Origin of the sequence: Micromonospora fulviviridis (assembly GCF_014648395.1) — a bacterium.
Classification (GTDB): Bacteria; Actinomycetota; Actinomycetes; order Mycobacteriales; family Micromonosporaceae; genus Micromonospora; species Micromonospora fulviviridis.
This window is the reverse complement of sequence record NZ_BMRA01000003.1, coordinates 289,757-316,290: the sequence shown is the minus strand read 5'-3', so window position 1 is coordinate 316,290 and position 26,534 is coordinate 289,757. Positions and strand designations below refer to the sequence as shown.

27 protein-coding genes are annotated in these 26,534 nt (G+C 73.1%); 9 read left to right on the top strand and 18 right to left on the bottom strand.

All coding sequences use genetic code 11. From position 1 onward, the window contains the following. Positions 1–81 precede the first annotated feature (81 nt). From tatC to IEY96_RS10005, 5 genes are all read right to left on the bottom strand, one after another. Positions 82–1,035, bottom strand: coding sequence for a twin-arginine translocase subunit TatC (gene tatC, locus IEY96_RS10025; RefSeq protein WP_189194527.1), 954 nt, complete (start codon positions 1,033–1,035; stop codon positions 82–84). A gap of 20 nt (positions 1,036–1,055) precedes the next feature. Next, the gene (gene tatA, locus IEY96_RS10020) at positions 1,056–1,355 is read right to left on the bottom strand and encodes a Sec-independent protein translocase subunit TatA (RefSeq protein WP_189194526.1); all 300 of its coding nucleotides are present in this window, start codon (positions 1,353–1,355) and stop codon (positions 1,056–1,058) included. Between the two features lie 215 nt (positions 1,356–1,570). Beyond that, positions 1,571–1,819 (bottom strand): hypothetical protein, encoded by a 249-nt coding sequence (locus IEY96_RS10015; protein ID WP_189194525.1) that lies wholly within the window; start codon positions 1,817–1,819, stop codon positions 1,571–1,573. A gap of 10 nt (positions 1,820–1,829) precedes the next feature. Next, positions 1,830–2,837 carry a helix-turn-helix transcriptional regulator gene (locus IEY96_RS10010; protein ID WP_189194524.1) on the bottom strand — a complete coding sequence of 336 codons (1,008 nt, stop codon included), beginning with the start codon at positions 2,835–2,837 and terminating at the stop codon, positions 1,830–1,832. Beyond that, complete coding sequence (locus IEY96_RS10005) at positions 2,834–3,832, bottom strand: helix-turn-helix transcriptional regulator (protein ID WP_189194523.1); 999 nt, start codon at positions 3,830–3,832, stop codon at positions 2,834–2,836. Before IEY96_RS10005 ends, IEY96_RS10010 begins: the two co-directional genes overlap by 4 nt. 150 nt (positions 3,833–3,982) lie before the next feature. On the opposite strand from IEY96_RS10005, the gene IEY96_RS10000 reads away from it, so the two are divergent. Continuing rightward, on the top strand, positions 3,983–4,993 hold the full coding sequence (locus IEY96_RS10000) for a cation diffusion facilitator family transporter (protein ID WP_189194522.1): 1,011 nt from the start codon (positions 3,983–3,985) through the stop codon (positions 4,991–4,993). A 59-nt stretch (positions 4,994–5,052) separates the two neighbouring features. Continuing rightward, the gene (locus IEY96_RS09995) at positions 5,053–6,138 is read left to right on the top strand and encodes a DUF3866 family protein (protein WP_189194521.1); all 1,086 of its coding nucleotides are present in this window, start codon (positions 5,053–5,055) and stop codon (positions 6,136–6,138) included. 4 nt (positions 6,139–6,142) lie between these two features. Here the strand turns inward: IEY96_RS09995 and IEY96_RS09990 are convergent, their stop codons facing one another. The 3 genes from IEY96_RS09990 to pafA all read right to left on the bottom strand — a co-directional run bounded on the left by IEY96_RS09990 (position 6,143) and on the right by pafA (position 8,450). After that, positions 6,143–6,691 carry a carboxymuconolactone decarboxylase family protein gene (locus IEY96_RS09990; protein ID WP_189194777.1) on the bottom strand — a complete coding sequence of 183 codons (549 nt, stop codon included), beginning with the start codon at positions 6,689–6,691 and terminating at the stop codon, positions 6,143–6,145. A gap of 115 nt (positions 6,692–6,806) precedes the next feature. After that, a complete protein-coding gene (locus IEY96_RS09985) occupies positions 6,807–7,028 on the bottom strand; it encodes a hypothetical protein (protein WP_189194520.1) in 222 nt (73 codons plus the stop codon). 63 nt (positions 7,029–7,091) lie between these two features. Next, complete coding sequence (pafA, locus tag IEY96_RS09980) at positions 7,092–8,450, bottom strand: Pup--protein ligase (protein ID WP_189194519.1); 1,359 nt, start codon at positions 8,448–8,450, stop codon at positions 7,092–7,094. 118 nt (positions 8,451–8,568) lie between these two features. Between pafA and rfbB the strand changes: the two genes are divergently transcribed. Next, entirely contained in the window at positions 8,569–9,546 is a 978-nt protein-coding gene (rfbB, locus tag IEY96_RS09975) for a dTDP-glucose 4,6-dehydratase (protein ID WP_189194518.1), read from the top strand. Positions 9,547–9,633: 87 nt separating this feature from the next. Here rfbB and prcA read toward each other — a convergent pair whose 3' ends face one another. The 7 genes from prcA to arc form a co-directional block, all read right to left on the bottom strand. Further along, positions 9,634–10,470 carry a proteasome subunit alpha gene (gene prcA / locus IEY96_RS09970; RefSeq protein ID WP_189194517.1) on the bottom strand — a complete coding sequence of 279 codons (837 nt, stop codon included), beginning with the start codon at positions 10,468–10,470 and terminating at the stop codon, positions 9,634–9,636. Positions 10,471–10,533: 63 nt separating this feature from the next. After that, a complete protein-coding gene (prcB, locus tag IEY96_RS09965; RefSeq protein ID WP_189194516.1) occupies positions 10,534–11,373 on the bottom strand; it encodes a proteasome subunit beta in 840 nt (279 codons plus the stop codon). Then, positions 11,292–11,978: an endonuclease VII domain-containing protein gene (locus IEY96_RS09960; protein ID WP_189194515.1), complete on the bottom strand. Its 687-nt coding sequence runs from the start codon at positions 11,976–11,978 to the stop codon at positions 11,292–11,294. The genes prcB and IEY96_RS09960 overlap by 82 nt, the downstream gene beginning before the upstream one ends. Positions 11,979–12,000: 22 nt before the next feature. After that, positions 12,001–12,207 (bottom strand): ubiquitin-like protein Pup, encoded by a 207-nt coding sequence (locus IEY96_RS09955; protein WP_046562769.1) that lies wholly within the window; start codon positions 12,205–12,207, stop codon positions 12,001–12,003. 106 nt (positions 12,208–12,313) lie between these two features. Further along, entirely contained in the window at positions 12,314–13,831 is a 1,518-nt protein-coding gene (gene dop / locus IEY96_RS09950) for a depupylase/deamidase Dop (RefSeq protein WP_373293536.1), read from the bottom strand. A gap of 144 nt (positions 13,832–13,975) precedes the next feature. Further along, on the bottom strand, positions 13,976–14,725 hold the full coding sequence (locus tag IEY96_RS09945) for a hypothetical protein (protein WP_189194514.1): 750 nt from the start codon (positions 14,723–14,725) through the stop codon (positions 13,976–13,978). A gap of 94 nt (positions 14,726–14,819) precedes the next feature. Then, positions 14,820–16,601, bottom strand: a complete 1,782-nt coding sequence (arc, locus tag IEY96_RS09940) for a proteasome ATPase (RefSeq protein WP_148426226.1) — start codon at positions 16,599–16,601, stop codon at positions 14,820–14,822. 177 nt (positions 16,602–16,778) lie between these two features. Here arc and IEY96_RS09935 point away from each other — a divergent pair, with 177 nt between their 5' ends. Continuing rightward, on the top strand, positions 16,779–17,072 hold the full coding sequence (locus IEY96_RS09935) for a ferredoxin (RefSeq protein WP_189194513.1): 294 nt from the start codon (positions 16,779–16,781) through the stop codon (positions 17,070–17,072). A 51-nt stretch (positions 17,073–17,123) separates the two neighbouring features. Here the strand turns inward: IEY96_RS09935 and IEY96_RS09930 are convergent, their stop codons facing one another. From IEY96_RS09930 to IEY96_RS09920, 3 genes are all read right to left on the bottom strand, one after another. Continuing rightward, positions 17,124–17,696 (bottom strand): hypothetical protein, encoded by a 573-nt coding sequence (locus tag IEY96_RS09930; protein ID WP_091308775.1) that lies wholly within the window; start codon positions 17,694–17,696, stop codon positions 17,124–17,126. A 167-nt stretch (positions 17,697–17,863) separates the two neighbouring features. Then, the gene (locus IEY96_RS09925; RefSeq protein WP_189194512.1) at positions 17,864–18,820 is read right to left on the bottom strand and encodes a tRNA (adenine-N1)-methyltransferase; all 957 of its coding nucleotides are present in this window, start codon (positions 18,818–18,820) and stop codon (positions 17,864–17,866) included. Continuing rightward, on the bottom strand, positions 18,817–19,908 hold the full coding sequence (locus IEY96_RS09920) for a M50 family metallopeptidase (protein ID WP_189194775.1): 1,092 nt from the start codon (positions 19,906–19,908) through the stop codon (positions 18,817–18,819). The genes IEY96_RS09925 and IEY96_RS09920 overlap by 4 nt, the downstream gene beginning before the upstream one ends. Before the next feature lie 132 nt (positions 19,909–20,040). Between IEY96_RS09920 and IEY96_RS09915 the strand changes: the two genes are divergently transcribed. From IEY96_RS09915 to IEY96_RS09895, 5 genes are all read left to right on the top strand, one after another. Beyond that, positions 20,041–20,964, top strand: coding sequence for a RecB family exonuclease (locus IEY96_RS09915; protein ID WP_189194511.1), 924 nt, complete (start codon positions 20,041–20,043; stop codon positions 20,962–20,964). 76 nt (positions 20,965–21,040) lie between these two features. After that, positions 21,041–22,234 carry a sensor histidine kinase gene (locus tag IEY96_RS09910; protein ID WP_189194510.1) on the top strand — a complete coding sequence of 398 codons (1,194 nt, stop codon included), beginning with the start codon at positions 21,041–21,043 and terminating at the stop codon, positions 22,232–22,234. Between the two features lie 28 nt (positions 22,235–22,262). Continuing rightward, positions 22,263–22,946 carry a response regulator gene (locus IEY96_RS09905; RefSeq protein WP_189194509.1) on the top strand — a complete coding sequence of 228 codons (684 nt, stop codon included), beginning with the start codon at positions 22,263–22,265 and terminating at the stop codon, positions 22,944–22,946. A 257-nt stretch (positions 22,947–23,203) separates the two neighbouring features. Next, positions 23,204–23,971, top strand: a complete 768-nt coding sequence (locus IEY96_RS09900) for an ABC transporter ATP-binding protein (RefSeq protein ID WP_189194508.1) — start codon at positions 23,204–23,206, stop codon at positions 23,969–23,971. After that, a complete protein-coding gene (locus IEY96_RS09895; RefSeq protein ID WP_189194507.1) occupies positions 23,971–26,520 on the top strand; it encodes an ABC transporter permease in 2,550 nt (849 codons plus the stop codon). The genes IEY96_RS09900 and IEY96_RS09895 overlap by 1 nt, the downstream gene beginning before the upstream one ends. Positions 26,521–26,534 lie beyond the last annotated feature (14 nt).

Genomic DNA, 26,534 nt, shown 5'->3' with positions numbered 1-26,534 from the left:
CGGTCGCCCGCCGACACGCGCGGACGCCGCCCCCGGGGTGGGGACGGCGTCCGGCGTGACGTGCTGCCCGGCCTGGCCGGGTCAGGTCATGTCGTCGTAGCGGCGTTCGATCGGCGCCGGGGCGGCGACCGGCTCGGGCGCCCCGATCGGCGCGCTCGCCTCCACCCCGCCGGCGGCCCCGACCGGCTCGACGGACAGGTCCAGCGGCGACACCTCGTCGTCGGCGACGTCCGAGTAGAGCTCCCGGCCGCGGCCACGCCGCTTGTCGTTGATGAAGGCCACCCCGACCGCGACGAAGTAGAGCAGGGAGAGCGCAGTGGCCAGCAACGTCATGCCGAACGGGCCCGGGTCGGGCGTGGCGATCGCCGCGAACGCGAAGGACACGAAGATCACCACGCGCCACCAACTCAGCAGCCGGCGGGCACTGGCCACGCCGGTGAAGTTGAGCATGAGCAGGATCAGCGGGAACTCGAACGCCACCCCGAACAGCAGGATCATGTTGGTGACGAACCCGATGTACGCGGTGACCTCGAACTGGTTCGACAGTCCGCCCACCCCGGATTCCATCAGGAACCCGAGGCCCTTGTCGACCACGAGGTAGGCCAGCACCCCGCCGGCCGCGAACAGCGGCGCGGCGATAGCGACGAAGACGTACGCCCACTTGCGCTCGTGCCGGTGCAGACCCGGGGCGATGAACGCCCAGAGCTGGTAGAGCCAGACCGGCCCACCGATGATCAGGCCGAGCCAGAGCGCGAGTTTCAGCTTCAGCACGAACCCGGTCGTGGGCGCCAGCGCCAACAGGTCCTGGCACTGGCCCAGCGCATCCGTCGTGTCGGGCAGCCGGCAGTACGGCCGCTTCAGCAGCAGGAACACCGGGTCGGCGAGCCAGAAGCCGACGACCAGGCCGACGACGACCGCCAGCGACGCGCGGAACAGCCGGGTGCGCAGTTCCCGGAAGTGCTCGATGAGCGTCATCGAGCCGTCGGCGGCCCGCTCGAACGTGCTCGGGCCACGCTTCTTCAACCCGAAGGCCACGGTGGTGGGGCCCTTTCGGATCAGTTCTCGCGGACGCGCTGCACCGGGTCGACCGGCGGGGCGACCGGCTGCTGCGGCTGCGGGGCGAACTGCTGCTGCGGCTGAGCGACCTGCTGCGGCGGGAGCGGCTGGTAGCCGGACTGCGCGTCGGCCTTCTCGGCGAGGTCACGGTCGTCGTCGTGCAGGCTCTTGGTCTCGGCCTTGATGATCCGCAGCGAACGGCCCAGCGAGCGGGCCGCGTCGGGGAGCCGCTTCGCGCCGAAGAGCAGGATCAGCACGACCACGAGTACGGCGATGTGCCACGGCTTGAGGGCACCCATGGGAAGCTCCAGTCGCTCTGTGTCGGTGAGGGTGGTCGGAGCCCATCGTACGTGCGTCGAAGACCGTTGCCACCCTGCCGGGCCCCCGGTTGCGGGCCTGGTCGGTGAAGTCTCGGCCAACCCGGAGTGTCCCGTCAACCACCCGCGGGGGCGCAATCGTGCGCGGATCCGGCCGCGAACGCGCAGCTACCGAACAGCGGACCGACCGCCGTCGATCACTTCCCGCGGCTGGCCTTGATCAACGCGATCCGTTCCTGCGCCACGCCCACCCGCTCCTGGAGCGATTCGGCCCGCGCCTGGAGCTCCTCGGCGGCGGAGCGCAGCGACTCCGCCTCGGCCTGGCGCCGTTGCAGGGCCAGCGCCGTGCGGCGCAGCCGGGGCAACCGGGCCAGCACCGGCCGGACCGCCAGGGCCAGCACGACGAGCGCGAACAGCACGACCCCGACCACGATCCACGTCACCACGGCGGTCAGCCTACTGGGTGACCGCGGCCACCGCCGGATCGGCGCGGTCGGCCGGAGTGGCGTACGCGTCCAGCGCGGCGGCCGCCTGGGCGCGGACCTGCTCGGCCAGTTCGGTCGGCGCGACCACGGTCACGTCCGGCCCGAGCCCGAGCACGAACCGGCGGGCCCAGCCCAGGTCGGTGACGCGCAACGACACCAGCCAGTGCTCGCCGTCGGCCTCGACCCGCTCGCACGGGTAGTACTCGGTGATCCACCGCTCGCCCCGGCCGATCCGCAGGGTGATCAGCGGCAGGTCCGGCGAGGGGCGGAACACCCCGTCGCTGAGGTCGTGCGGGCGGGCCTGCGGCGGCACCACGGCCTGCTCCGCCAGCTCGGTGACCGCGTCGATCCGGTCGGCCCGGAACAGCCGGACCGCCTCGGCCCGGCGGCACCACGCCTCCACGTACGCCCGGCCGCCGACCATCAGCATCCGCAGCGGGTCGATGGTGCGCTCGGTGGTCTCGTCGCGGGCCGCCGTGTAGTAGGTGATCCGCAGCGCCCGGCCGCGCTCCACGGCGGCGCGCAGCTCCCGGACCCGGGCCGTGTCGCCGGGCAGCCGCACCTCGACCGGAGCGCCGGCCAGGTCACCGGCGGCGCTCTCGATCTTGGCGAGCGCCCGCTCGACGGCCTCCCGGTTGGCCACCCCCGGCGTCTCGGCGAGCATCCGCAGCGCCACCACCAGGGCCAGGGCCTCGTCCGGGGTGAGCCGGAGCGGGCGGTCGATGCCGGCGTCGTAGGTGATGGTCACCCGGTCGCCGTCGAACGCCATGTCGATCAGGTCACCGGGGCCGTAACCGGGCAGCCCGCACACCCAGAGCAGCTCCAGGTCCTCGCGGAGCTGCTTCTCGGTCACCCCCAGGTCGTGCGCCGCCTCGGCGATCTCGATGCCGGGGCGGGCCAGCAGGTAGGGCACCAGGTTCAGCAGCCGGGCCAGCCGGTCCGCCGAGGCGCGGCCGCCGCGGGCCGCCGGGCGGGTCACCGGGCACCCCCGGCCACCGCCAGGTCGTCGTGCCGGGCGGCGATCTCCTTCAACCGCTGGATGACCGCCTCGCGGACCTCCGGCGGCTCCAACACCCGCACGTCCGGGCCGTACCCGACGATCTGGCCGGCCAGGAAGTCGGCGTCGGCGTACGGCATGACCAGGCGGTCGCCGTCCGGCCCGGCCTCGGTCTCCACCGCCCAGCGGCGCAGCCCCGCGGCGCGGCCGGGAGCGACCAGCACGGTGGCCCGGCCGGTGCGCTCCACCGGCCCGGACCAGCGGGCCACGTGGCTGATCAGGTCCACCCCGGCGGGCGGCTCGTACGCCCCGGGCTCGCCGGTCACCCGGACCGTGCCCACCACCCGGGAGAGCCGGAAGCAGCGGGTCGCCGCCCGGTCCAGGTCGTGGCCGACCACGTACCAGCGGCCGCGCCAGCAGACCACGCCCCACGGCTGGAGCCTGCGGCGGGTCGGGGCGTCCCGGTCGGGCACCCGGTAGTCGAAGTTGACCTCGCGCCGGTCCCGCGCGGCGGCGGTCAGCGGCGCGAACGCCGGGTCGACCGTCACCATCGGCTCCAGGCCCAGCGTGGCCTGCGGGTCGACGTCGATGCCGGCGGCGCGCAGCTTCGCCAGCCCCGACGAGGCGGCGGCGGCCAGGCCGGCGTGCTGCCACAGCCGGGCCGCGATGCCCACGGCGGCGGCCTCGTCCGGTTCGAGCGGGATGTCGGGCAGGGCGTACTCACGGGGTGCGATCCGGTAGCCCGGCTCGGCGTCGAAGACGCTGGCCGTGCCGGTCTCCAGCGGCACCCCGAGCTCCCGCAGCTCGGCCTTGTCCCGCTCGAACTTGCGCTGGAACGCCTCGTGGTCCTTGGCGTCGTCCGGATCGTGCTCGTAGCCGGGCACGGTCGCGGCGATCTGCGCGGCGGTCAGGAACCGTCGCGTGGACAGCAGGCAGATCACCAGGTTGACCAGGCGTTCGGTACGGGTCCGGGACACGTGGGAAACGCTAGCAGCCCGCACGTCCGCGGCGCGCACCCGCGCGGGCGCGGCGCGCGGGAGTCCCGCCCGGTAGCGATCCGCACCACACCACCCGGGGCCTGCGCCGCTCGCCGGGCAGCCGGCCGACGGCGGCCATAGGGTGAGCGCATGGCGGAGGCGGCGGTCAAGAGCGAGAGCGTCGGCACGGTCGTGGTGGCCGGCGCGGCGAACCTCGCCATCGCGATCGCCAAGCTGGTCGCGGGCCTCATCTCCGGCTCCGCGGCGATGCTCTCCGAGGCCGCCCACTCGGTCGCCGACACCACCACCGAGGTCCTGCTCTACCTGGCGCTGCGCCGCGGGGCGCGACCCGCCGACACCCGGCACCCCTTCGGGTACGGCAAGGAGAGCTACGTCTGGGCGTTCCTCGCCGCGCTGTTCACCTTCGTGGTCGGCGCCGGCTTCGCCATCACCCACGGCGTCACCACGATCCTCGTGCACGAGCACACCGGCGACTACCTGGCCTCGTACATCGTGCTGGCGATCTCCTTCGCCATCGAGTCGGTCTCGCTGGCCCGGGCGGTCCGGCAGGTCCGCAGGGAGTCCCGGCGCTGGCGGGCCACCCCGCACCGCTACCTGCGGCTGACCGCCGACACCACGGTCAAGGCGGTCTTCCTGGAGGACACCGCGGCCCTGATCGGCCTGCTGCTCGCCGCCGCCGGGCTCACGCTGTCGCACCTCACCGGCGACGAGCTCTACGACGGCGTCGCCTCGATCCTCATCGGCGTGCTGCTGCTGGTGGTCGCCGGCATCCTGGCCCGCAGCAACATCTCGCTGCTGGTCGGCCGGGCCGTGTCCGAGCGGCTGCACCGGCAGATCGAGCACGAGCTGGCCGGGCTGCCGGCGGTGGACCGGATCGACACCCTGATGACCATGCTCCTCGGCCCGGTGGACATCCTGGTCGCCGCCAAGGTCGACTTCAACGACGACGCCACCGGCGCCGACATCGAGGCCGCCGCCGACGAGGCCGAGCGGCGGCTCACCGACCGGTTCCCGGAGATCGCGTACGTCTTCCTCGACCCGACCCGCTCGATGAGCGGCAGCCACGGGCGCCCGGCCCGGACCACGCAGGACGAGAACCAGCGGCCGGTGGACCAGGAGACGGGCGGCGGGCCGGCCTGACCAGCGGCCCGCCGACCCGGCCGCACCGCGGCGCCACGCCGGCCGATAGCGTGCCGGGCATGGTGCGATGGCGGTCCGGCACGGTCACGGCGGTACGGCGGCGGTGGACCGGCGCCGCGGAACTCGACGTCGACCTGCCCGACGGCGGCCGGATGCGCGCCCTGGCGTACCCGGCGCTGGTCGGCGACCCGGAGCCCGGCGACCGGGTGCTGCTCAACGCCGGCGCCCTGCTGATGGGCCTCGGCACCGGCGGGTACGCGCTGGTCGTCGCCCTGCCCGACCGGCTGCCCGCCGACCCCCCGCAGGCCGCCGACACCCGCGAGGCCGGGCACCTGGTCAAGGCCCGCTACACCCCGCTGCAGCCGATCCTGCTCGGCGTGGACGAGGAGGCCTCCCCGCACCACGCCCGGCTGGCCGCCGCGGAGTCCGTCGACGGGATGCCGGTGGTCACCGCCGACCTGCACTCGGCGCTGCCGGCGATCCTGGCCGGCGTCCACGCCGACGCCCCGGACGCCCGGGTGGCGTACCTGCTCACCGACGGCGGCGCGCTGCCGGCCTGGTTCTCCCGCACCCTCGCCGGGCTCGCCGGCCGGCTCGCCGGCACGGTCAGCGTGGGCCAGGCGTTCGGCGGCGACCTGGAGGCGAGCACCCTGCACAGCGGCCTGCTCGCCGCGCGGCACGTGCTCGGCGCCGACGTCGCGATCGTCGCCCAGGGCCCCGGCAACCTCGGCACCGGCACCCGCTGGGGCTTCTCCGGAGTCGCCGTCGGCGAGGCGGTCAACGCGGTCGCCACCCTGGGCGGGCGGCCGGTCGGCTCGCTGCGCATCTCCGACGCCGACCCCCGCCCCCGGCACCGCGGCGTCTCCCACCACAGCCTCACCGCGTACGGCCGGGTCGCCCTGGCCCCCGCGGAGCTGGTCGTGCCGGACGGCCTGGACCCGACCCTCGCGGCCGAGGTCGCGGCGGCGCTGGCCCCGCTCGCGGCGCGGCACCGGATCGTGACCGTGCCCACAGACGGCCTGGACGCGGCGCTGCGGGCCAGCCCGGTCGGCCTGTCGACGATGGGTCGCGGGCTCGACGGCGACCACGCCTACTTCCTGGCCGCGGCCGCCGCCGGCCGGCACACGGCCCGCCTGCTCGGCTGAGCGGTCAGCGCGCCCCGTACCCGTGCGCCACGATGTGCGCCGCGGCCCGGGTGTAGCCCGCCGGGTCGGCCGGCGCCACCGTGCCGAGGCCGTCGACGTAGCGGTTGTACATGCAGAAGGCGGCGGCGATCAGCACCGTGTCGTGGATCTCCAGGTCGGTGGCGCCCTCGGCTCGGGCCGCCTCCACCAGACCGGTGGTGACCTCCCGGCCGCTGCGCTGCACCGCCCCGGCGATCCGCAGCAGCGCCCGCAGCTTCGCCTCGACCGGGGCCGCGTCCAGGTCCCGGCGCACCTGCTCCACCAGCGGCATCCCCGCCGGAAGCTGGGCGGCGGCGAACGCCGAGTGCGACGCGCAGCAGAACGTGCAGGAGTTCAGATCCGACACGTACGCGGCGATCAACTCCCGCTCCCCCGGTGTCAGCGTGGGATGCGGGGCGTGCAGCAGCGTGTCGGCGAGATCGAGCAGCGGCCCGGCGGTCTCCGGTCGGTAGCGGGCCAGCCCGTTGATGCCGGGGTGGGCCTGCTCGTCCAGACCGAGGTCGATGTGTGCGATGACGTCACCCTCCCGTGCCCGCGCCGGCGACGGCCAGCGGGTCGAATCCGGTCGATGTGACAACCCTCCCGGGCGGACGGGCCGGTGCGCAACTCCCCCGCTGCGGTTCCGGCGGTCAGCCGGCCAGGAAGATCAGCCCCAGCCAGGCGGCCACGATCACCACCAGCGCCACGGCCAGCACCCACGTCGGCACCGCGTACTCACCGCGCCGGTTGCGCTCGATCTCGGTGCGGATCTTCTCGCGGCGCCGCTCGATCCAGTTGAGCTTCTCGGTCCCGCTGTCGCGGCCGGCGGACGTCTCGCGGCCGGGGCGGCCGGCAGGTTCGGAAGTGTTCATCGCGACGCCAGCGTACCGGTGGGCGGGCGGCCGGCGCTCGCAGCACCGGCCGCCCGCCCCGGGTCACATGCTCGCGATGAGCCGCTCCACCCGCTCGTCGTACGCCCGGAACGGGTCCTTGCACAGCACCGTGCGCTGCGCCTGGTCGTTCAGCTTCAGGTGCACCCAGTCCACCGTGAAGTCGCGCCGCTTCTCCTGGGCGTGCCGGATGAACTCGCCCCGCAGCCGCGCCCGGGTGGTCTGCGGCGGGGTCTCCTTCGCCTCGAAGATCTCCGGGTCGGTGGCCACCCGGTCCACCTCGCCGCGCCGCTCCAGCAGCCCGTACAGGCCCCGGCCGCGCCGCAGGTCGTGGTAGGCCAGGTCCATCTGCGCCACCCGCGGGTGCGACAGCGGCAGGTCGTGCTTGCGCTGGTAGCGCTCGATCAGCCGCAGCTTCGACACCCAGTCGATCTCCCGGGCCACCGGGTCCAGGTCACCGGTCTCCACCGCCCGCAGCACCCGCGCCCACAGGTCCACCACTCGCTTCGCGGTCTGGTCCCCACCCCGGCGCTCGACGAACTCCGTCGCCTTCGCCAGGTATTCCTGCTGGATCTCCAGCGCCGAGACCTCCTTGCCGGAGGCCAGCCGCACCTTGCGCCGGCCGGTGATGTCGTGCGACACCTCGCGGATCGCCCGGATCGGGTTCTCCAGCGTCAGGTCCCGCATCACCACCCCGGCCTCGATCATCCGCAGCACGATGTCGGCCGTGCCGACCTTCAGCAGCGTGGTGACCTCGTTCATGTTCGAGTCGCCGACGATCACGTGCAGCCGCCGGTAGCGCTCGGCGTCCGCGTGCGGCTCGTCCCGGGTGTTGATGATCGGCCGGCTGCGGGTGGTCGCCGACGAGACGCCCTCCCAGATGTGCTCGGCCCGCTGCGACAGGCAGTAGACCGCGCCGCGCGGGGTCTGCAGCACCTTGCCCGCACCGCAGATCAACTGCCGGGTGACCAGGAACGGGATGAGCACGTCGGCCAGCCGGCCGAACTCGCCGTGCCGGGACACCAGGTAGTTCTCGTGGCAGCCGTACGAGTTGCCGGCCGAGTCGGTGTTGTTCTTGAACAGGTAGATCTCACCCGCGATGCCCTCGTCGTGCAGCCGCTTCTCCGCGTCGACGAGCAGCCCTTCCAGGATCCGCTCCCCCGCCCGGTCGTGGGCCACCAGGTCGGTCACCGAGTCGCACTCCGGCGTCGCGTACTCCGGGTGCGAGCCCACGTCCAGGTAGAGGCGGGCTCCGTTGCGCAGGAACACATTGCTCGACCGGCCCCACGACACCACCCGCCGGAACAGGTACCGCGCGACCTCGTCGGGGGACAGTCGGCGCTGCCCGCGATAAGTGCAGGTGACGCCGTACTCGGTCTCGAGGCCGAAGATTCGCCGCTCCATGATGTGACACTAGCCGCCCGGAGCCCCGGATGGGCAGCGCTCAACCCGGTGGTCTCATCCGCACCGGGACGGGCATTCCCGGCGTTCGCACATCCCAGCGCCGGGTACGGTCCCAGCCGTGAGAATCCTCGTCACCGGCGGCGCCGGCTTCATCGGGTCGGCGTACGTCCGGCGGCTGCTCACCGGCGCCGAGCCGGGCCTCGCCGCCGACACCGTCACCGTGCTCGACGCCTGGACCTACGCCGCCACCGAGGGAGCCCTCGAACCGGTCCGCACCGACCAGAGGCTGCGGGTCGTACGCGGCGACATCCGCGACGCCGCCCTAGTCGACGCCACCGTCGCCGGCCACGACGCCGTCGTGCACTTCGCCGCCGAGTCGCACGTGGACCGCTCCATCGCCGCCGCCGCCGACTTCGTCACCACCAACGTGGTCGGCACCCAGACGCTGCTCGACGCGGCCCTGCGCCACGGCGTGCGCCGCTTCGTCCAGGTCTCCACCGACGAGGTGTACGGCTCCATCGCCACCGGCGCCTGGACCGAACAGGCCCCGCTCGACCCCAGCTCCCCGTACTCGGCCAGCAAGGCCGCCGGCGACCTGCTCGCGCTGGCCTACCACCGCACCCACGGCCTCGACGTCGTGGTCACCCGCGGCGCCAACACCTACGGGCCCTACCAGTACCCCGAGAAGATCATCCCGCTCTTCGTCACCAACCTGCTCGACGGGCACGACGTGCCCCTCTACGGCGACGGCGGCAACGTGCGGGACTGGCTGCACGTCGACGACCACTGCCACGGCATAGCGCTCGCCCAGACCCGCGGGCGGGCCGGCGGGATCTACCACCTCGGCAGCGGCGCCGAACTCACCAACCGCGACCTCACGGGGCGGCTGCTGGCCGCCTGCGGCGCCGGGTGGGAGCGGGTCCGACCGGTCGCCGACCGAAAGGGCCACGACCGCCGGTACGCCCTGGACTGCACCACCACCCGGCACGAGCTCGGCTGGGTCCCCACGGTCGACCTCGACCACGGGCTGGCCGCGACCGTCGCCTGGTACCGGGACAACCGGGCCTGGTGGACGCCGCTCAAGCCGCACCGCTGACCCTGGGCGACCCGAGCGACGCGGGGTCGGTCCTGACCCTCGGGCGCCGGACGGGCCACCTGGCGGCGTTCCGGCGCCCGGCCGGCGTCACTCGCCGGGCCGCTCCTCCTGGGGCTGGCCCTCCAGGTCGGCCGAGCCCGCCGACGTGGTCGGCTTCTTCGCCTCCTCGGTCGGCACCGTCGGGGTCTTCGCCCGCCCCGGCGCCGGCGCGGCGTCCGCGCCCGCCTCCCCGTCCAGCAGCGCCGTCAGCGCCGCCCCGGTGATCCGCCGGAAGGTCCGGCCGACCCGGCGCCGGTCCAGGACCGCCACCTCGAGCTGGTTGGCGGCGATCGTGCGGGCGGCCCCGCCCTCACCGCCGACGCTGCTCAACGCCTTCATGGCCGCCCGGACCGCCTCCGACAGCGACATCTCCGGCCGGTGCTCGTTCTTCAGCACCCCCGTGATCGCCTCGGCCTGGCCACCCATCGCCATCCGGCCCGGCTCGTCGTTGACCGACCCGTCGTAGGTCAGCCGGTAGAGCGAGTCGTCGTCCGGCGTGGCGCCCACCTCGGCCACGCAGATCTCCACCTCGAACGGCTTCGACTGCTCGGTGAAGATCGCGCCGAGCGTCTGCGCGAACGCGTTTGCCAGGCCCAGGCCGGTCACGTCCCGCCGGTCGTAGCTCAGGCCGTTCAGGTCGGCCATCCGCACCCCGGCCCGGCGCAGGTTCTCGAACTCGTTGTAGCGGCCCACCGCGGCGAAGCCGATCCGGTCGTAGATCTCACTGACCTTGTGCAGGGTGCTGGACAGGTTCTCCGCGACGAAGAGCACCCCGCCCTCGTAGCTCAGGACCACCGCGCTGCGGCCCCGGGCGATGCCCTTTCGGGCCAGCTCGGAGCGGTCGCGCATGATCTGCTCGGGCGAGGCGTAGAACTGCATGGCCACGGCGGCGGTTCTCCTTCGGGCGCTGTGCTGCGGACTGCTGACTCAGGTGAGGTGGGAGCGGGGTCAGCCGCCCGGGTTCTCCATCCGGCGGGACACCACGCCCTCCGCGATCGCCGCCGTCTCGGCGTCGGTGAGCCGGTGGGTGCCCTCGGCGGTCGCGGTCATCACCACCGGGTAGATCCGGCGGGTCAGGTCCGGGCCACCGGTGGCGGTGTCGTCGTCGGCGGCGTCGTAGAGCGCCTCGACGGCCAGCCGCGTCGCGTCGTCGATCGACAGGCCCGCCCGGAACCGCTTCTTCAACGCGGACTTCGCGAACAGCGAGCCGGAGCCGATGGCGTCGTAGCCGGTCTCCTCGTAGGGGCCGCCGGTCACGTCGAAGCTGAAGATCCGCCCGGCCCGCGCCGGGTCGGCGGCGGCCAGGTCGAAGCCGGCGAAGAGCGGGATCACCGCGAGGCCCTGCATCGCGGCGCCCAGGTTGCCCCGGATCATCGAGGCCAGCCGGTTGGCCTTGCCGTCGAGCGAGAGCATCGCGCCCTCGATCTTCTCGTAGTGCTCCAGCTCCACCTGGAACAGTCGCATCAGCTCGATACCGATGCCCGCGGTGCCCGCGATGCCGACCAGCGAGTACGCGTCGGCGGGGTGGACCTTCTCGATGTCCCGCTGGGCGATCAGGTTGCCCATCGTGGCGCGCCGGTCGCCGGCCATCACCACGCCACCGCTGGCCGCGATGGCCACGATGGTCGTCGCGTGCGGCGCCATGTCGGCGGCCATGCCGGGCGGCAGCGGCCGACGGCCGGGCAGCATCTCGGGGGCCACCTTGCTCAGGAACGCTGTGAAGGAGGACGTCCCCGCGTTGGTGAACACATCTGGAAGACGCCCGGATGGATCAAAACCCGCTGCCACGTGGTTCCTCTCAGGTACGTGATCGCCCTGGCCAGCCTCGCGGGACTGTCACGGAACTGGCCAAGACCACCGTTGCAGTTGAAGCAGAGTATCCCGCGCACCCATCCGGTGCGATGATCGTGGTCCAGATGTTGCGGGTCGGGGGACCCGCAGATCGCGCACACGCCACCCTGCTCGGCGAGGAGCTCGTCAAACTCCTTCTGCCCGACCCCGTATCGCCGCCGCAGGTGGTACTCGCGGCTACCGCCGTACAGGCGCAGCCTGGTTTCCTTGCCCTTTTCGTTGTGGCATGGCTTGCAGTATCGGCCGTAGCCGCCCCGGCCAGACCGGTTACGCGGGAAGTTGTCGAGCTCTTTGGTCTCACCACACGTGGGACACCGGCGGTGACCGTCCGGCACCGCCGGCAGCTCGCGCACCTCCCGACCGTGCTTCTCCTTCAGGCGCTTGGCATAACTGGCCTTCGAACGAAGGTTGAAGCAAGGCTTGCAGTAGCTACCACGGCCGTCGGGCCGACGACTGTTGGCGCAGAAACCGTCGAGCGGCTTCCACTCGTCACAGTCACGACAGCGGCGGAAGCCGTCCCGATCATCAAGCGCGCGGGGCATGTCCGGTTTAATCGGCTATGCCCTATTCGCCCCCTTTTTGCACATAGCCCCTGACAAATTCCTCTGCGTTCTCCTCCAGGACGGAGTCGATCTCGTCGAGCAGGTCGTCCACGTCCTCGGTGATCTCGGCGTGCCGCTCGGCAACCTCGGGGTTGGCCTGCGCGGTGACCTCCTCGACCTCCTCGTGCGACTTGCCGGACTGGGTCTGGCCGCCTTCTTGGGTCGCCATGGTGTGCCTCCTCCACGATCGCCTGCGATCAACTTACCTCGCGCGAACGACGAAAAGCCCGTCGCGCGCCGGGTTCCAGCACTCGACGGGCCTTCCGGCATCCGGCTCAGCCGCCGGTCAGCATCTCCAGCAGGTCCTTGGCGCTCTCGCAGCGGTCGAAGAGCGCCCCGACGTGCTTGCGAGTGCCCCGCTCGGGCTCCATCATCGGCACCCGGACCAGCGACTCCCGGCCCACGTCGAAGATGACCGAGTCCCAGCTCGCGGCGACCACCTCGGAGGCGTACTGGGCGAGGCAGCGGCCGCGGAAGTAGGCCCGGGTGTCCTCCGGCGGCTCGGTCATCGCCGAGCGGGTCTGCTCGTCGCTCAGCAGGGTCTTCATCGAGCCCCGCTGCACCAGCCGGTGGTAGAGGCCCTTCTCCGGCCGCACGTCCGAGTACTGGAGGTCGACCAGCTGGAGCTTGTGCGAGCCCCAGCCGAGCTTCTCCCGCTCCCGGTAGCCCTCCAGCAGCCGCAGCTTGGCCACCCAGTCCAGCTCGTCGGCGCAGAGGAAGGCGTCCCGGCCGAGCCGGTCCAGCACGCTCTCCCAGCGGTCCAGGACGTCGGCGGTCTGCGCGTCCACGTCGCTGCCGTAGCGGTCGTCCACGAAGGACCGGACCCGCTCCAGGTACGCCCACTGCACGTCGAGCGCGGTCAGCTTGCGGCCGTCGCGCAGCCGCATGAGGTGCTTGAGCGACGGGTCGTGGCTGACCGCGCGCAGCTCGCTGACCGGGTCGGCGATGCCCAGGTCGGCGCCGAGCGCCTTCTCCTCGATCATGGTGAGGATCAGCGCGGTGGTGCCGACCTTCAGGTAGGTGGAGATCTCGGAGAGGTTGGCGTCGCCGATGATGACGTGCAGCCGGCGGTACTTGTCGGCGTCGGCGTGCGGCTCGTCGCGGGTGTTGATGATGGGCCGCTTGAGGGTGGTCTCCAGACCTACCTCGACCTCGAAGAAGTCGGCGCGCTGGGAGATCTGGAAGCCGCTCTGGCCGCCGTCCTGGCCGATGCCGACCCGGCCGGCGCCGCAGACGATCTGCCGGGTGACGAAGAACGGCGTCAGGTACGCCACGATGTCGGCGAACGGGGTCTGCCGCCGCATCAGGTAGTTCTCGTGGGCGCCGTAGCTGGCGCCCTTGTTGTCGGTGTTGTTCTTGTAGAGGTGGATCGGGTGGGTGCCCGGGATGGTGGCGGCCCGCCGGGACGCCTCGGCCATCACCCGCTCCCCGGCCTTGTCCCAGCGCACCACGTCGAGGGGGTTGGTCACCTCGGGCGTGGAGTATTCGGGGTGGGCGTGGTCGACGTAGAGGCGGGCGCCGTTGGTGAGTATGACGTTGGCCAGCCCGAGGTCCTCGTCGGCGAGCGCCTCGGCCGGGTCGTAGGCCGCGCCGGAGTAGGTGAAGCCACGGGCGTCGCGCAGTGGCGACTCCTCCTCGTAGTCCCAGCGGGCGCGGCCGCCCCGGTTGAGTTCCGGTCGCGCCCCGTAGGCGTTGACCACCTGGGAGGAGGTGACCATCGGGTTGGCCCCGGCCTGGCCGGGCACGGAGATGCCGTACTCGACCTCGGTGCCCATGATCCGTCTAACGCTCATCGACCTACCCGCTCCGCTCGCCCGTCCCGGTCCCCCGTCACGTCGAGCGTAGTCGCCCCTTCGACGGTAGGTGGCGCGCCGGGCCCCGGCGAGCGTCGTTCTCTGGTACGCGGGGGGCGGGCGCTGCCGCCCCGGCCACGTCCGTCAGAAGAACCGGTACACCTCGGCCGACGCGTCCTCGGTCTCCGACGCGGGCGGCGCGCTGATGGCGAGCGGTTCACCGAAGCTGTGCAGTTCCAGCTCGTTCCGGATCGCCCCGCCCGCCGTGTCGAAGGTGTAGGTGAGCAGGGTGAGCCGCCCTTCAGCGTCGAGGGTGGCCTCGAACGGCACCGACTTCTGCTTGAGCACTTTGAACACCTTGCGGAGGGCGGCGCGCTGGCTCTCGCTCGGCGCCGCGGCGATGGCCTTGTCGGTGTCGGCGACGCCGGTGTAGCGGCCGTCATCGGCCCGCTCGGCGGAGACCACGCCGCCGAGGATCCCGACCTGCGCCCGGATGTCGAGGCCCTGGGCCAGTTGTCCGTCCGGCCGGAGGCGGTCCCGGTCGAGCTTCAACCAGGGTTTGCCGTCCGACTTGTCCTGCTGAACGTAGACGGCGTCCCTGGTGGCGACCATGCTGACGGGGTCGGGCGCCTTCATCTGCAGCGTCATCTGGCCGGTGTCGGGATCGACGGCCGAACGCATGGTGATGGTCTGGCCGGCCGCGGTGATGGTGACGTCCAGCGTGGCCGTTCGCGCCAGGCTCCGGTCGAAGCCCTGCCGGACCGCGGCAACCGGGTCGGCCGCGACCGTGGTGGCGGTGGAGGCGGGCGTCGGGTCGGCGTCGTCGGAGGGGCCGCAGGCGGTCAGCAGGGCGGCGAGGCCCACGGCCAGGGCCGGGACAAGTGATCTTCGCACGGGAGGGACCTTAGCGGGTAAGCCCCGCTCCCGTGGCCCACGCAGACGGCGGCCGGGGCGGTGCCTGCACGGCACCGCCCCGGCCGGGCCGACGTCAGAGGTACTGGCCGGTGTTGCTGGCGGTCTCGATGGACCGGCCGGCCTCCGCGCCCTTGCCGCCGGAGACGAGCGTGCGGATGTAGACGATCCGCTCGCCCTTCTTGCCGGAGATGCGCGCCCAGTCGTCGGGGTTGGTCGTGTTGGGCAGGTCCTCGTTCTCGCGGAACTCGTCGACGCAGGCGTCGAGGAGGTGCTGGAGCCGCAGTCCCTTGCGCCCGGAGGTGAGGAACTCCTTGATGGCCATCTTCTTGCCCCGGTCGACGATGTTCTGGATCATCGCGCCGGAGTTGAAGTCCTTGAAGTAGAGGACTTCCTTGTCACCGTTGGCGTAGGTGACCTCGAGGAAGCGGTTCTCCTCGGTCTCCGAGTACATCCGCAGCACCACGGCGTCGATCATGGCCGCCACGGTGGCCTGCGGGTCGCCGCCGTGCTCGGCCAGGTCGTCCGGGTGCAGCGGCAGCCCGGAGAGGATGTACTTGGAGAAGATGTCCTTGGCCGCCTCGGCGTCCGGCCGCTCGATCTTGATCTTCACGTCGAGCCGGCCGGGGCGCAGGATCGCCGGGTCGATCATGTCTTCCCGGTTGGAGGCGCCGATGACGATGACGTTCTCCAGGCCCTCCACGCCGTCGATCTCGCTGAGCAGCTGCGGGACGATGGTGTTCTCCACGTCCGAGGAGACGCCGGAGCCGCGGGTGCGGAAGACGGAGTCCATCTCGTCGAAGAACACGATCACCGGAGTGCCCTCGCCGGCCTTCTCCCGCGCCCGCTGGAAGATCAGCCGGATGTGCCGCTCGGTCTCGCCGACGTACTTGTTGAGCAGCTCGGGGCCCTTGATGTTGAGGAAGAAGCTGGTGTGCTTCTCCTCGCCCCGCCGCTCGGCGATCTTCTTGGCCAGGGAGTTGGCCACCGCCTTGGCGATCAGCGTCTTGCCGCAGCCGGGCGGGCCGTAGAGCAGGATGCCCTTCGGCGGCCGGAGCTGGTGCTCGCGGAACAGGTCGGCGTGCAGGAAGGGCAGCTCGACCGCGTCGCGGATCTGCTCGATCTGCGAGTGGAGGCCACCGATGTCGGTGTAGTCGACGTCGGGCACCTCCTCCAGGACGAGCTCCTCGACCTCGCTCTTCGGGATCCGCTCGTACGCGTACGCCGAGCGGGGCTCGATCATGAGCGAGTCGCCGGCCCGGATCGGCGAACCGATCAGGGTCTCGGCGAGGTGCACGATCCGCTCCTCGTCGGAGTGCGAGACCACCAGCGCCCGGTCACCCGGCGCGCCCTCGGGACCCGCGAGGATCTCCTTGAGCATCACGACCTCGCCGACCCGCTCGTAGCCGAACGCGTCGACGATGTTGAGCGCGTCGTTGAGCAGGACCTCCTGGCCGCGCCGGAGCTCGTCGACCTCCAGCGAGGGCGAGACGGCCACCCGGAGCTTGCGCCCGCCGGTGAACACGTCCACCGTGCCGTCGTCGTGCTTGGCCAGGAAGACGCCGTAGCCGCTCGGCGGCTGGGCGAGGCGGTCGATCTCCTCCTTGAGCGTCACGATCTGCGCGCGAGCCTCCTTGAGGGTGCTCACGAGCCGCTCGTTGTTCTCGGTCAGCCGCGCCAACTGCGCCTGGGTGGCGGCCAGCCGCTCCTCGAGCTGCCGGACGTGTCGGGGGCTTTCGGTCAACTTGCGCCGCACCAGAGCGAGTTCCTCTTGAAGGAACGCGACCTGCGTGGAGAGATCGTGGGCCTCCTTCTCCCACCGTGCGGCGCGCGAGTCCGCGTCGTCGCTGCGTGCCACGTCCCACCTCCCCGGGGGGCTTGAACGTTCTGAGCTAACACTAGCCGCTATGAGCCCGATTCGGTCCTCCGCAACGCGCTCGTCACCGAAGCTTGATCGCCAAGGGCTGGTCGTCGGGCGGGTACGGGCGTTCGGGTACCGTCGGAGCGTGGGACGGGAGAACATGGGGGGTGCTTCGTGACCGACGTCGCGACGGACCAGCTGCAGGTCTGGGTCGACCAGGACCTGTGCACGGGTGACGGGCTGTGCGTGCAGTACGCGCCGGAGGTCTTCGAGTTCGACGTCGACGGCCTGGCGTACGTCAAGGGGCCGGACGGCGAGCTGCGCCTGGCCGCGGGCGACCGGGTGGACGTGCCGGAGCACCTGCGCCTCGAAGTGATCGACTCGGCGAAGGAGTGCCCGGGCGAGTGCATCCACGTGGTGCGCGCCCGCGACGGCGCCGAGGTGGCCGGCCCGGAGGCCGAGGACTGACCTGACGGACGCCGCGGGCCGGGGACCGACGTCCCCGGCCTGTGGCGTCTCTTACAGCATCGGGCGGCCGACGACCGAGGCGACCAGCCGGGCGAACTCCTCCAGGCGGGCGATCTGCCCGGCGCCGCCGTCGTCGAGGGTCTTGCCGAAGCGCAGCGCGTCGTGCCGGGGCGCGCCGACCGCCTCGTCGCTGGGCGGCGCCTCGTCCAGCGAGCTGAGCAGCAGGTAGACGTCGATGCTGTCGACCCGGACCTCGCCGGTGTCGGCGCGGGTGAGCCGCCGGCGGCAGCCGACCTCGGTGACCGTGGAGACCGGGACCACCCGCAGCGAGGAGGTCATCGAGCCGGGCGGCCCCTCCCCCGGCGGGACGTCCTCGCCGTGCCAGAGCACCAGCCGGCTGCCGTCACAGACGACGACCTCCTGCCATACCCCGTTCACCTCGTTGACGAAGCGTTCCAGGGTGAAACCGAGCACGGAGGCGCCGCGCAGCACCCCGCCGAGGGCGTCCAGGGCGATGTCGGGATCGCGCAGGTAGGCCCGGGCGGCCGACTCCAGGTCGGCGTAGGGCGACCAGTCGGGGAAGACGGCGGGCAGGTCGCCGTTGCCGTAGCCGGGGCTGCTCATGCCGCCGCCTCCCGGCCCGCGCGCCGCCGCCGGTCCGGACCGCCGGGACGGGCGCGGCGCCCGCCGCGCGCCCCGATCCGCTCGCTCATGCCACCGTCTCCACCCGCTCGGTGTCGTCCTCGCCGGGACCCATGATCCGCCCGCTCATCGCCGTCCGCGCCGCGGGGTCACGCCCGGTCCGGCTCCTCGGCCCCGGCGGCCGCCTGCCGGGCCGCCTCGGCCGCGCGCAGCGCGTCCCTGCGCTGGGCGTACGCCTCAGCGCCCTTGCTGGGCTTGCGGCGCCGCGGCGGGGCGGTGACCCCGGGGGCGAGCTTGCGCGCGGAGACCAGGAAGGCGGTGTGCGCGATCATGCGATGGTCGGGCCGGACCGCGAGCCCCTCGGCGTGCCAGTCGCGGACCAGCGACTCCCAGGCGCGCGGCTCGGTCCAGCCGCCCCGCTCGCGCAGCGCCTCGACCAGTTCGGAGAGCTGCGGCGTGGTGGCCACGTAGCCGATGAGCACGCCGCCGGGGACGAGGGCCCGCTCGACCATGTCGAGCATCTCCCAGGGGGTGAGCATGTCGAGGATGATCCGGTCGAAACCGGTCTCGGCGCACTCGGCGACGTCGCCGACGTGCAGCCGCCAGGCGGGGTGCGGGCCGTTGAAGAACGCCTCGACGTTGCGCCGGGCGATCTGGGCGAAGTCGTCACGCACCTCGAAGGAGTGCAGCTCACCCTCGGTGCCGACGGCCCGCAGCAGCGAGCAGGAGAGGGCGCCGGAGCCGGCGCCGGCCTCCAGGACCTTCGCGCCGGGGAAGATGTCGCCCATGGCGACGATCTGCGCCGAGTCCTTCGGGTAGATCACCTGCGCGCCGCGCGGCATGGAGAGCACGTAGTCGGAGAGCAGCGGGCGCAGGGCCAGGAACGCGGTGCCGCCGCCGGCGGTGGTGACCACGCTGCCGTCCGGGAGGCCGATCAGCGTGTCGTGCTTGAGGATCCCCCGGTGGGTGTGGAACTCCTTGCCGGGCTCCAGCGTCACGGTGTGCATCCGGCCCTTCGGGTCGGTCAGCTGGACCCGGTCGCCGGGGCGGAACGGCCCCCGGTGCACAGGTGGCAGCGCCGGGACGGTGGAGGTATCTGCGGTCACGTGTTCGTCTTCCGTTTGGGTTCCAGGAGCTGGGCGAGATCCGCGATGTGCAGGACGCCGACCACATCTTCGCCTGCCGTCACGACGTACTGTGCGCCCGGGTGGGTGCGCACGGTCTCCAGCACCCGCTCGCCGTCCGCGTCGACCGGCAGCGCGGGCACGCTGTCCAGGCCGCGGGCCACCTCGTCCACCGCGAGCCACGGCCGCCGTTTTAGGGGTACGGCGGCGACGCGGGCCGGGTCGACCAGCGCCACCGGCCGGCCGGCGGAGTCGGCCACGGCGAGCGCGGCGTCGGGGGTGGCCCCCTCGGCGCGGCGGCGCTGCGCCTCGGCGAGCGGCGTGCCGGTGGGCACCGGCAGCAGCGGGCGGGCCAGCCGGGCCAGGTCGACCAGCGGCAGGCGGCGGCCGATCCGGGCCATCCGGATGGACTGGCCGGCGCCCCGCCACAGCGTCACGGCGACCAGCAGCATCAGCGGCAGGGCCAGCGGGGCGAGCGCCCGCCGCAGGGTGAGCAGCACCACCAGGGCCACGGTGGCGACCGCCACGGCCCGGCCGATCCAGCCGGCCACCTCGGTGCCCCGGTGCCGGTCCCGGGTGACCGCCCAGACCGCGGCGCGCAGCGCCCGGCCCCCGTCCAGAGGCAGCCCGGGCAGGCTGTTGAAGACGGCCACCACGACGTTGCTGACCGCGAGCTGGAAGGCGAGCTGGTGGGCGAGGGTGCCGGCGGGCAGGGCCAGGGTGGCGGCGACCGCCCCGGCGCCGAGCACCGCCGAGACCGCCGGGCCGGCGAGGGAGACCAGCAGGTCGACCTTGGGGCTCGGGGCGTCCCGGTCCATCTCGGTGTAGCCGCCGAGCAGCTCCAGGGTGATCCCGCGCACACCGATGCCGTAGCGCCGGGCGGTCAGCGCGTGCCCCAGCTCGTGCAGCAGCACCGAGCCGAGCAGGGAGACCACGAAGCCGAGGCCCACCAGGTAGCCACCGAGGTGGCCCAGGTCGAGCTGGCGGCGGGCCAGCGCGGCGTAGAGCACGGTGACGACCACGGTGAGCAGCAACATCGAGGCGTCGACGCGCAGCGGCACCCCGAAGATCCGGCCGAGGGTCAGCCCGGGCCGGCGCGACGGGCGGGTCCGCTGCTCCACCGGGACGATGCTACGCGGCGCCGATCATGCACCGGTGCGGCGACGGCCGCGCTGTCACACCGGTGCCCTAACCTTCCGGGCATGACGGCGGAACCGGTGATCGACACGCAGCGCGGCCCGACGGCGCCGGAGGTGCCGCCGGCGCCGCCCACGGTGCGGGCGTCGCTGTCGCCGTCGCGGGCGGCCGACTTCAAGACCTGCCCGCTGCTCTACCGGTTCCGCAGCATCGACCGGCTGCCCGAGCGCCCGACCGTGGAGCAGGTCCGGGGCACGCTGGTGCACGCCGTGCTGGAGCGGCTGTTCGACCTGCCGGCGGCGGCCCGCACCCCGGAGTCGGCCGGCGACCTGGTCGCCCCGCAGTGGGACCGGCTGGTCACCGAGCAGCCGGAGCTGGCGACGCTGTTCGCCGAGGGCGACACGGCCGCGGTCGACGGGTTCCTCCGCTCGGCGGCGGCGCTGCTGGAGGGCTACTTCGCCGTGGAGGACCCGCGCCGGCTGGAGCCGGCCGAGCGCGAGGCGCTGATCTCGGCGGTGGTCGACGACGAGCTGCTCATCCGGGGCTACCTCGACCGGCTCGACGTGGCGCCCGACGGCGCGCTGCGGGTGGTCGACTACAAGACCGGCGGCGCACCCCGGGAGGCGTTCGAGGCCCGGGCGCTGTTCCAGCTGAAGTTCTACGCCCTGGTGCTGTGGCGGACCCGGGGGGTGGTGCCGCGGGTGCTGCGGCTGCTCTACCTCAAGGACGCCGAGGTGTGCGACTACTCCCCCGACGCCGACGAGCTGCTGCGCTTCGAGCGCACCGTGGTGGCGCTCTGGCAGGCGATCGAGCAGGCCACCGTGCGGCAGGACTTCCGCCCCCGGCCCAGCCGGCTCTGCGACTGGTGCAGCCACCAGGCGCTCTGCCCGAGCTTCGGCGGCACCCCGCCGCCGTTCCCGGTGGCCGGCCCGGCCGACCCGCTCACCGACGCCCGGTCCCGGCCCGCCGCCCCCGGCGCGGACGAGTGACCCTCCTCCTCGCGGAGGAGGCCGGGTTCGCCATCGGCGACGAGGGCCGGCGCCGGGCGGCGGCTAGCGTCGGAGCATGACGAACCGGCTGCGCGTGTGGGCGCGGGACCGGCCGCTGGCCGTGGACGCCGGCACGGCCGTCGCGCTGACCCTGGTGGACGCGGCGTTCCTGCTGCTGACCCCGCGGGAGCTGCGGCCCGACCAGCTCTGGGCGGCGCTGGGCTGGAGCGTGCTGTGCGCCGCCCCGGTGGCGATCCGCCGCCTCGCCCCGTGGCCGGCGGTGGGCGCGGCGGTGGCCACGCTGGCCGTGCCGGTGCTGTTCAGCCTCGCGCCCACCACACAGGGGCTGACCTTCGTCGTGCTCACCTACACCATGGCGGCGCACCGGCCGCTGCGCCCGGCCAGCCTCGCCGCGGTGCTGCTCTGGGTGCCGGTGGTGCTGGCGAACCTGGTCGCGCCGCTGGACGGGGTGCTCAACATGGGCCCCGGGGTGCTGGTGCTCAACAACCTGCTCACCGCGTCGGTGGCGTACGCGGTGGGCCGGGCGGTGCAGGCCCGCCGGCAGTCCACCCGGATGCTGCGGGAGCGGGCCCGGATCGCCGAGGCCACCCAGCGGTCGCTGACCGAGCAGGCGGTCGCCGACGAGCGGCGCCGGATCGCCCGGGAGCTGCACGACGTGGTGGCCCACCACGTCAGCGTGATGGGCGTGCTGGCCACCGGGGCGCGCCGGGTGCTGCGCCGGGATCCGGACGCGGCGGACGAGGCGATGGCCACGGTCGAGGAGACCGGCCGGGCCACCCTGCGGGAGCTGCGCCGGCTGCTGGACGTGCTGCGTACGGACGCCGAACCGGCCGCCGAGCTCACGCCGCAGCCGGGGTTGACCGGCATCGAGGCCCTCGTCGAGCAGGTCCGCGACGCCGGGCTGCCGGTCACGCTGCGGGTCGACGGCACGCCCGGTCCGATGGAGGACGGGGTGGCGCTGACCGTCTACCGGATCGTGCAGGAGGCGCTGACCAACGCGCTCAAGCACGCCGGCCGGGCCACCGCGCTGGTCCGGCTCACCGTCACCGACGGTTTCCTGGCGGTGGAGGTCACCGACACGGGCCGCGGCCCGACGCCGGCGCCCGACCGGATCGGGCACGGCCTGGTCGGCATGCGGGAGCGGGTCGCCCTCTACGGTGGGGTCCTGCGGACGGGTCCGCGGCCCGGCGGCGGCTTCCGGGTGTACGCGCGGATCCCGCTGGAGTCGGCCGGGGCGGTCCCGGCGTGACGGGCGCCCGGCCGAGCGAGGGAGACCGATGACCGACAGCACCGCCACCCGACCGGTGCGGATCCTGCTCGCCGACGACCAGCCGCTGCTGCGTACCGGCTTCCGGATGGTGCTGGGCACCGAGGACGACCTGGACATCGTGGCCGAGGCCGGCGACGGGGTGGAGGCGGTGGAGCTGTCCCGGCGGTTGCTGCCGGACGTGGTCCTCATGGACATCCGGATGCCGCGGATGGACGGGGTGGCGGCCACCCGCGCGATCGTGGACGCCCGGCTGCCGGTACGGGTGCTCATCCTCACCACCTTCGACCTGGACGAGTACGTGGTCGGCGCGCTGCGCGCCGGAGCCAGCGGCTTCCTGGCCAAGGACGTGCCGGCCGAGGACCTGGTCACCGCGATCCGGACGGTGGCCGCCGGGGAGGCGGTGGTGGCGCCGCGGATCCTGCGCCGGCTGCTGGACCGCTTCGCCGACGTGCTGCCCGACCCGGCAGCCACCCCGCCGAAGGCGCTGGACTCGCTGACCGAGCGGGAGCGGGAGGTCCTCGTGCAGGTGGCGCGCGGGTTGTCCAACGCCGAGATCGCCCGGGCGCTGTCGGTGAGTGAGACCACCGTGAAGACCCACGTGGGGCATGTGCTGACCAAGCTGGGGCTGCGGGACCGGGTGCAGGCGGTCGTGCTGGCGTACGAGACCGGCCTGGTCCGCCCCGGCGGGTGAGGTGGCACCGGTCACCTACCGTGACCATCGGCGGCGCGGCGGGGTTGACCATGACGCGACGTGAGGTCATAGCGTCGGTGGCGCCGGTTCGTCAGGGATGACCCTGAGCCGGCCTCGGGGGTGACCCCAACGGAAATTCCGGCGCGGGTTCCGCCCCGGGGCGGACGGATCCGCGCCCGGCGGCACCGAGGATGGAACTGCCGCACCGGCCAGCGGGGGCGGTGCGGATATGCAGGCTGACGGAAGAGGTAGATGACGTGACCGCGACGGTAGGGCGGCAGGCGCAGGCCGCGGCCCGGGCCAGCGACGTGTGGAAGGTGTACGGCAGCGGCGAGGCGCAGGTCATCGCGCTGCGGGGGGTGAGCGCCGAGTTCGAGCGGGGCCGGTTCACCGCGATCATGGGTCCGTCCGGCTCGGGCAAGTCGACGCTGATGCACTGCCTGGCGGGCCTGGACTCGGTGACCCGGGGCACCGTCATGATCGGTGACACCACGGTGACCGGGCTGGGCGACGCGGGCCTGACGAAGCTGCGCCGCGACAAGGTGGGCTTCATCTTCCAGCAGTTCAACCTGCTGCCCACGCTCACGGCGCAGGAGAACATCCTGCTGCCGCTGTCGATCGCCGGCCGCAAGCCCGACCCGGCCTGGTACGACACGGTGATCGACACGGTCGGCCTGCGGGAACGGCTCGGGCACCGCCCGGCGCAGCTCTCCGGCGGCCAGCAGCAGCGGGTGGCGTGCGCCCGAGCCCTGGTGTCCCGCCCCGAGGTGATCTTCGCCGACGAGCCGACCGGCAACCTGGACTCCCGCTCCGGCGCCGAGGTGCTCAACTTCCTGCGCAACTCGGTCCGCGAGCACGGCCAGACCATCGTCATGGTCACCCACGACCCGACCGCCGCCGCGTACGCCGACCGGGTGGTCTTCCTCGCCGACGGCCAGATCGTCTCGGAGCTGATCGAGCCGACCGCCGACACGGTGCTCGACACCATGAAGAAGCTCGACGCGCCGGCCGAGGTGGGCAGCTGATGTTCCGGGCCACTATGAAGAGCCTGCTGGCGCGCAAGCTGCGCCTGCTGCTGTCCGGCCTGGCGGTGGTGCTCGGCGTCATGTTCGTCTCCGGCGCGTTCGTGCTCACCGACACCCTCGGCCGGTCCTTCGACGCGGTCTTCTCCGACGCGTACTCGGAAGTCGACGTCAACGTGGCCGCGAAGCCGAAGGTCGCGCTCTCCGAGGTCGAAGGCGAGCAGGTGGCCGCCCCGGTGCCCGCGTCGGTCGTCGACCGGGTCAAGGCGGTGCCGGGCGTGACCGACGTGCGGGGCGTGGTCGCCGCCGACGGGGCCCGGCTGATCGGCAGCAACGGCAAGGTGGTCACCTCGTTCGGCCCGCCGCAGCTCGGCGAGAACTGGCTCGGCGAGAGCGAACTGCTGAAGCTGCGCGAGGGGCGCGCGCCGCAGGCCGACGACGAGATCGTGGTCAACGTCGCGCTCGCCGAGGCGGCCAAGGTCAAGGTCGGCGACCGGGTCGGCGTGCTCACCCTGGCGCCGAAGAAGGAGTTCACCCTGGTCGGCGTCTTCGGCTACAGCGGTGGCCGGGACTCGGTGGGTGGGGTCAACGAGGTCGCCTTCACCACCCCGGTCGCCCAGCAGCTGATGCTCGGCAAGCCGGACGTGTTCTCCAACGTGACCGCGCAGGCCGCCGGCGGCACCACGCCGGAGGCGCTGCGCGACGAGGTGGCCCGCGCCCTCGGCGCGGACTACGAGGTCAAGACCGGCAAGCAGCTCGCGGACGACGCGTCCGCCAGCCTGAAGGAGGGCCTGTCCTTCTTCAACAAGATCCTCCTCGGCTTCGCCGCGGTGGCGCTGCTGGTCGGCACCTTCCTGATCCTCAACACCTTCTCGATCATCGTCGCCCAGCGCACCCGCGAGCTGGCGCTCATGCGGGCCATCGGCGCGAGCGGGCGGCAGGTCATCGGCTCGGTGGTGCTGGAGGCCGTGGCGGTCGGCCTGATCGCCTCGGTGCTCGGGCTCGCCGCCGGCATCGGAGTCGGCGCGCTGCTGGCGTACCTGTTCGGCAAGCTCGCCGGCGGGCTCACGCTGGCCGGGCTCGGCGTGCCGCCCGCGGCGGTGATCGGCGCCTTCGCGGTGGGTCTGGTGATCACCGTGGTGGCGGCGCTGCTGCCCGCGCTGCGCGCCTCGCGCATCCCGCCGATCGCCGCCATGCAGGACGTCGCCACGCCGGACCGGCCGCTGACCAAGGTGACCGTCGGCGGGTCCGTGGTCACCGCGATCGGCGCGGGCCTGCTCTTCCTCGGGCTCGGCGGCCACGCCGGCGACAACACCCTGGCCACCATCCTCGGTGGCGTGCTGTTCGCCTTCATCGGCGTGGCGCTGCTGACCCCGCTGATCAGCCGGCCGGTCGTCGCCCTGCTGGGCACGATCTTCGCCTGGTCGGTGCCGGGCAAGCTGGGCCGGCTGAACTCCGGCCGCAACCCCCGCCGCACCGCGATCACGGCCGCCGCGCTGATGGTCGGCATCGCCCTGGTGACCGGGGTGACGGTGATCCTCGACTCGGCCAAGGGCAGCATCAGCGCCCTGGCCGAGGACACCATCAAGGCGGAGCTGGTGATCTCCGGCGCCCAGGCCGGCCCGCGGCCGGCGAGCTTCGACCCGGCGGTGCTGGAGAAGGCCGCCGCCATCCCCGGGGTGCAGCTGGTCGACGGCGAGTACGGCGACATGGCCACCATGAACGGCGAGCGGACCTGGGTGGCCGCGTCCAGCAACGTGGCCGCGCTGGAGCGGATCTTCGGGGCGAAGGCGAACGCCGGTGACATCAGCCGGCTCAACCCGGACCAGATGCTGCTCAGCTCGGACACCGCGAAGTCCCGCAACCTGTCGGTCGGCTCGACGGTGACCGTGCAGCTGTCCCGGGGTGAGGCCCGCACCTACACGGTCAGCGGCATCTACGAGAGCTCGCAGCTGACCAACCCGGTGGTGCTGCCGCCGCAGGCGGCCACCGACTTCGCCATCCCGCAGCCCATCCAGGGCTTCGTGCAGCTCGCGCCGGGCACCTCGGTCGCCTCGGTGCAGCCGCAGGTCGAGCGGCTGCTCGCGGACAGCCCCGAGGTGTCGGTGGCGGACCGGGCGGCGTTCATCAAGCAGCAGACCAGCCAGCTGGACACCCCGCTGCGGATGATCCAGATCCTGCTGGCGCTGGCCATCGTGATCGCGGTCCTGGGCATCATCAACACCCTGGCCCTGTCGGTGCTGGAACGCACCCGGGAGCTGGGCCTGCTGCGGGCCATCGGCCTGCGCCGGGCGCAGACCATGCGGATGATCACCGTGGAGGCGGTGGTGATCTCGATCTTCGGCGCGCTGCTCGGCGTCGTGGTCGGCACCGGCCTCGGCGCGGCCGTGGTCCGGGCTCTCAAGGACGAGGGCATCACCGACCTGGTCCTGCCCTGGAGCCAGATGGTGACGTTCCTGGTCCTGGCCGCGATCATCGGCGTGGTGGCCGCGGTGCTGCCCGCCATCCGCGCGGCGCGGATCAACGTGCTGGGCGCCATCGCCCACGACTGACCCCGGCACGCACG